The sequence below is a fragment of the Burkholderia sp. LMG 13014 genome, from assembly GCF_905232215.1.
Classification (GTDB): domain Bacteria; phylum Pseudomonadota; class Gammaproteobacteria; order Burkholderiales; family Burkholderiaceae; genus Burkholderia.
The window spans coordinates 1-4690 of sequence record NZ_CAJNKE010000469.1 but is presented as its reverse complement, the minus strand read 5'-3'; the positions used below and the strand labels follow the sequence as shown (position 1 = coordinate 4690).

The following is a 4690-nucleotide window of genomic DNA, read 5'->3' as shown; positions in this document are numbered from 1 at the left end:
CGCGACCCGCTGCGCGCGACGCTGGCGCTGTTCGGGTCGCTCGTCCTGATGTGCGTCATCAGCATCGGCATCAGTCTCGACGTCGACAACCTGACGTTCGCGGTGCTCGACCACGACCAGTCGATGCTGAGCCAGGACTATGCGCAGAACCTCGGCGGCTCCCGCTATTTCGTGCCGCGCGCGCCGCTGGTGGACGATCGCGATATCGACCGGCGCATGCGCAACGGCCAGCTGTCGCTCGCGATCGAGATTCCGCCCGGCTTTGCCCGCGACGTCGCGCACGGCCGGCGCGTCGAGATCGGCGTGTGGATCGACGGCGCGATGCCGATGCGCGCGGAGACGATCCGCGGCTATGTCGCCGGCATGCACGAGAACTGGCTGCGCGACCAGGCCAAGCGCCGGCTCGGCGTGTCGCTCGCACCGGCAGTCGAGATCGCCGTGCGCTATCGCTACAACCCGGACGTCAGGAGCCTGCCGGCGATGATCCCGGCCATCATGCCGATGCTGCTGCTGATGCTGCCCGCGATGCTGACGGCGCTGGCTGTCGTCCGCGAACGGGAACTCGGGTCGATCGTCAACCTGTACGTGACGCCGGTCACACGGGCCGAATTCCTGCTCGGCAAGCAGGCGCCCTACGTGATGCTGGCCATGCTGAACTTCCTGCTGATGGTCGTGCTGGCCGACCTCGCGTTCGGCGTGCGGATCAAGGGCAGTTTCTTCACGCTGGCGGCCGCGGTGCTGGTCTTCAACGTGGTGGCCACGGGCATCGGGCTGTTCGCGTCGACGTTCACGCGCAGCCAGATCGCCGCGATCTTCATGACGATCGTCGGCACGCTGATTCCCGTCGTGCAGTTCTCAGGGCTGCTCACGCCGCTGTCGTCGCTGGAAGGCGCCGGCAAGTGGATCGGGACGGTCTACCCGGCCACCTACATGCTCGCGATCAGCCGCGGCGTATTCAACAAGGCACTCGGCCTGGCCGACCTGTCGTCGCAGTTCTGGCCGCTGCTCGCGGCGGCGCCGGTCATCCTCGTCATGACCGCCGTGCTGCTGCGCAAACAGGAGCGCTGACCATGTCGCGCCTGCTCGTCATTTTCCGGCTCGGGGTCAAGGAACTCTGGAGCCTCGCTCGCGACCCGATCCTGCTCGTGCTGATCGTCTATACATTCAGCGCGTCGATCTACGTCGCCGCCACCGCGCGCCCGGAAACGCTGCACAAGGTACCGATCGCGATCGTCGACGAAGACGCGTCGCCGCTGTCCGCGCGCATCGCCGCTGCGTTCTTCCCGCCGCAGTTCGCCCCGCCCCCGATCGTCGGCGCGGCTGCGGCCGACCGCGGTCTCGACAACGGCGACTACACGTTCTCGCTCGACATTCCGCCGGATTTCCAGCGCGACGTGCTCGCCGGCCGCCATGCGACGATCCAGCTCAACGTCGATGCGACCCGCATGACCCAGGCATTCACCGGCGGCGGCTACGTGCAGCAGATCGTGTCGGGCGAGATCGATGCATTCGTGCGGCGCTATCGCGGCGCGTCGTCGCCGCCCGTCGATCTCGCGATGCGGATGCGCTTCAACCCGAATCTCGACGAAGTGTGGTTCGGCGCGCTGATGGAACTGATCAACAACGTCACGATGCTGTCGATGATCCTCACCGGAGCCGCGCTGATCCGCGAGCGCGAGCATGGCACGATCGAGCACCTGCTCGTGATGCCGGTGACCGCGGCGGAGATCATGCTTGCGAAGGTCTGGTCGATGGGGCTCGTCGTCACGGTGGCGGCCGTCGCGTCGCTGACGCTGGTCGTGGGCGGCGCGCTGCGCGTGCCGATTCCCGGCTCCATCCCGCTGTTCGTGGCCGGGATGGCCTTGCACCTGTTCGCGACGACGTCGATGGGCATCTTCCTCGCGACCCTCGTGCGCAGCATGCCGCAGTTCGGGATGCTGCTGGTGCTCGTGCTGCTGCCGCTGCAGTTGCTGTCGGGCGGACTGACGCCGCGCGAGAGCATGCCGCTCGCCGTGCAGGACATCATGCTGGCCGCGCCGACCACGCATTTCGTCGAACTCGCGCAACGCATCCTGTACCGGGGCGCCGGCCTCGATGCGGTCTGGATCCAGTTCGCGGTGCTGTTCGCGATCGGTTGCGCGCTGTTCCTGCTGTCGCTGATGCGCTTCCGCAAGACGATCACGCAGATGGCGTAAGCGACCGGGTAAGCGGCCGGATGCCCTCGCGGCGCCCGGATTCGCCCGTTGATACAGATCAACCGTGGCGGAACCCTTCACGCGATCATGACGTCACGACTTGCGCAAGCCGTCGCGGCCGCGATTGCGGCAACGCGGGATCGCGCTCACGGGCGGCCGGCGGCCGCCTCCCCGGAGAACGTCATGATGCGCCCGCCCAACCGGATCGTTCTTGCCACGCTCGGCGTGTTCGTTGCACTCGCGTCGCTGCTGGGCGTCGTGCACGCGATGCTGGTGGGGGTGCATGTCCTCCCGTATGCGATCGTCGCGCTGGTGTCGGGCCTTGCCGCCTTCGTCGCGCAGCCGGATCCGGCCGCCTGCGAGCATTCATGATGCGCCCGCACCTGGTTCATGCCCGATCATGAACGGCATCCTCCGCCTCGCGTTCAAGCTGCTCGTGAACGACAGCGCGAAGTTCACCGCGCTGACCGTCGGCATCACGTTCTCGGTGCTGCTGATGATCGAGATGACGTCGCTGTTCGCCGGGATCCTGAACAAATCGTCGGCGTCCGTCATCAACATCGGTGCGAAGGTGTGGGTGATGGATCCGGCCGTGAAGACGATCGCGAACAGCATCGGCATGCCCGACTACGTGCTCGATGCGGTGCGCAGCATCGACGGCGTCAAGTATGCGGTGCCGCTCTACTCCGGCGCCGCGCTCGTCAAGCTGCGCTCCGGCACCTACCAGGCCGTGACCGTGGTCGGCCTCGACGATGCGAGCCTGCTCGGCCGCCCGACGATGCTGCAGGGCCGGATCGAGAACATCTACGCGGAGAACGGCTTCATCGCGATCCAGGATCCCGAGTTTCCGAAGCTCGAGAATCCGTCGGTCGGCACCGATTTCGAGCTGAACGACCACCGCGGCGTGATCGTCGGCATCGCGAAAGTGGCGGCCAGCGGCCTGTTCGGCACGCCCACGCTCTACACGACGTATGCCCGTGCGATCCGGTACATCCCGTCGCCGCGCTTCACGACGTCCTACATCCTCGTCGAGCCGAAGTCGGAGGCGGACATCGCGCACATCAAGGCCGTCGTGACGTCGCTCGGCTATCGTGCGTACACGCGCGACGAATTCATCGCGCAGATCGCGCGCTTCTACAAGTACGAGACCGGGCTGGGCACCAACATCATGCTGATGACGATCATCAGCTTCATCATCGGCCTGTCGATCTCGGGCCAGACCTTCTATGCGTTCATCCTCGAGAACCTCGACAAGTTCGGCGCGCTGAAGGCGATCGGCGCGAAAAGCCGCGAGCTGGTCGCGATGATCCTGTTCCAGGCGACGTTCACCGCGCTGACCGGCTACGGCATCGGCGTCGGGCTGTGCGTGCTGATGATCACGGTCGCGAAACTGCGGATCCCCGACTACGCCGCGCTCGTTACTTTCGGCAACCTGTCGCTCGCGTTCGGGATGGTGGTGGTGATCGCGACGATCTCGAGCTATCTCGGCGTGCGCCGCGTGCTGCGCATCGAGCCGTTCGACATCTTCCGGGGCTGACGATGGCGAATGTCGCGATCGACGCGCGTGGCGTCACCAAATGGTTCGGCGAAGGCGACGCGCGCACGCAGGCGCTGTGCGACGTGTCGATGCAGGCCAACTTCGGCGAGATGCTGCTGATCGTCGGGCCGTCCGGCAGCGGCAAGACGACGCTGCTCAGCGTGATCTCGGGCATCCTGCGGCCGGAATCCGGCACGGTGTCGATCGACGGCGTCGACCTGTGGGCGCAGCCGAACGACGCGATCGCCGAGTTCCGGCTGAACCGGATCGGCTTCGTATTCCAGGACTACCACCTGTTTCCGAAGCTGACGACGGCCGAGAACGTCGCGATCCCGCTGATCCTGAAGCGCCGGCCGTGGGACGAAGCGCTGCACGAAGCGCTCGGCTATCTCGAGGTCGTCGGGCTCGGGAACCGCGCGCAACTGCCGCCCGTCAAGCTGTCCGGCGGCGAACAACAGCGCGTGGCGATCGCGCGCGCGATCGTCAGCCAGCCCGACCTGCTGATCCTCGACGAGCCGACCGCGTCGCTCGACGGCGACACGGGCCGCATGATCATCGACTTCGTCAAGCACAAGGTGCTGAACGACACGCGTTGCATCGTGATCGTCACGCACGACGCGCGGATCTTCGAATACGCGGATCGCATCCTGCGGATGGAGGACGGCAAGCTGAACGGGATCGACCGCGGAGGCGCGCGATGAGGCACAAGCTCGTGTTCGCGGCGGCCCTGCTCGGCTTCCTGGCAAGCCTCGTCGCCGCGTGGGTCTACAGCCGGCAGGAGCCGCCGCAGCCGCCGGTGTTCAAGCCGGCCGCCAATCCGTATGCGCGGGGCGTCTATGCGAACGGCATCGTCGAAAGCGAGCAGCCGGCCGGCGCGAACGTGAACGTCTACCCGGACGTGACGGGCGCGGTGACACGCATCCTCGTGCACGACGGCGATCCGGTGAAGGCCGGCGAT

Annotated in this window: 6 protein-coding genes; all 6 read left to right on the top strand. The window is 66.6% G+C overall.

Annotated elements, in window-relative coordinates; translation table 11 throughout:
• A partial coding sequence (locus tag JYJ84_RS28855; protein ID WP_205189785.1) for an ABC transporter permease occupies nucleotides 1–1068 on the top strand: 1068 nt, incomplete at its 5' end.
• A 2-nt stretch (nucleotides 1069–1070) separates the two neighbouring features.
• A complete protein-coding gene (locus tag JYJ84_RS28850; RefSeq protein WP_122949855.1) occupies nucleotides 1071–2195 on the top strand; it encodes an ABC transporter permease in 1125 nt (374 codons plus the stop codon).
• 183 nt (nucleotides 2196–2378) lie between these two features.
• Nucleotides 2379–2567, top strand: coding sequence for a DUF2964 family protein (locus JYJ84_RS28845; RefSeq protein WP_122950609.1), 189 nt, complete (start codon nucleotides 2379–2381; stop codon nucleotides 2565–2567).
• Between the two features lie 28 nt (nucleotides 2568–2595).
• On the top strand, nucleotides 2596–3732 hold the full coding sequence (locus tag JYJ84_RS28840) for an ABC transporter permease (protein WP_175220402.1): 1137 nt from the start codon (nucleotides 2596–2598) through the stop codon (nucleotides 3730–3732).
• Entirely contained in the window at nucleotides 3729–4433 is a 705-nt protein-coding gene (locus JYJ84_RS28835; RefSeq protein WP_175220772.1) for an ABC transporter ATP-binding protein, read from the top strand. The genes JYJ84_RS28840 and JYJ84_RS28835 overlap by 4 nt, the downstream gene beginning before the upstream one ends.
• The coding region (locus JYJ84_RS28830; RefSeq protein ID WP_205189784.1) for a biotin/lipoyl-binding protein at nucleotides 4430–4690 on the top strand (261 nt) is incomplete at its 3' end. The genes JYJ84_RS28835 and JYJ84_RS28830, both read left to right, overlap by 4 nt.

What these genes read in the sequence shown, in the direction of transcription:
- JYJ84_RS28850 (WP_122949855.1), top strand. Translation starts at nt 1,071, where the DNA reads ATGTCGCGCCTGCTCGTCATTTTCCGGCTCGGGGTCAAGGAACTCTGG.
- JYJ84_RS28845 (WP_122950609.1), top strand. Translation starts at nt 2,379, where the DNA reads ATGATGCGCCCGCCCAACCGGATCGTTCTTGCCACGCTCGGCGTGTTC.
- JYJ84_RS28840 (WP_175220402.1), top strand. Translation starts at nt 2,596, where the DNA reads ATGAACGGCATCCTCCGCCTCGCGTTCAAGCTGCTCGTGAACGACAGC.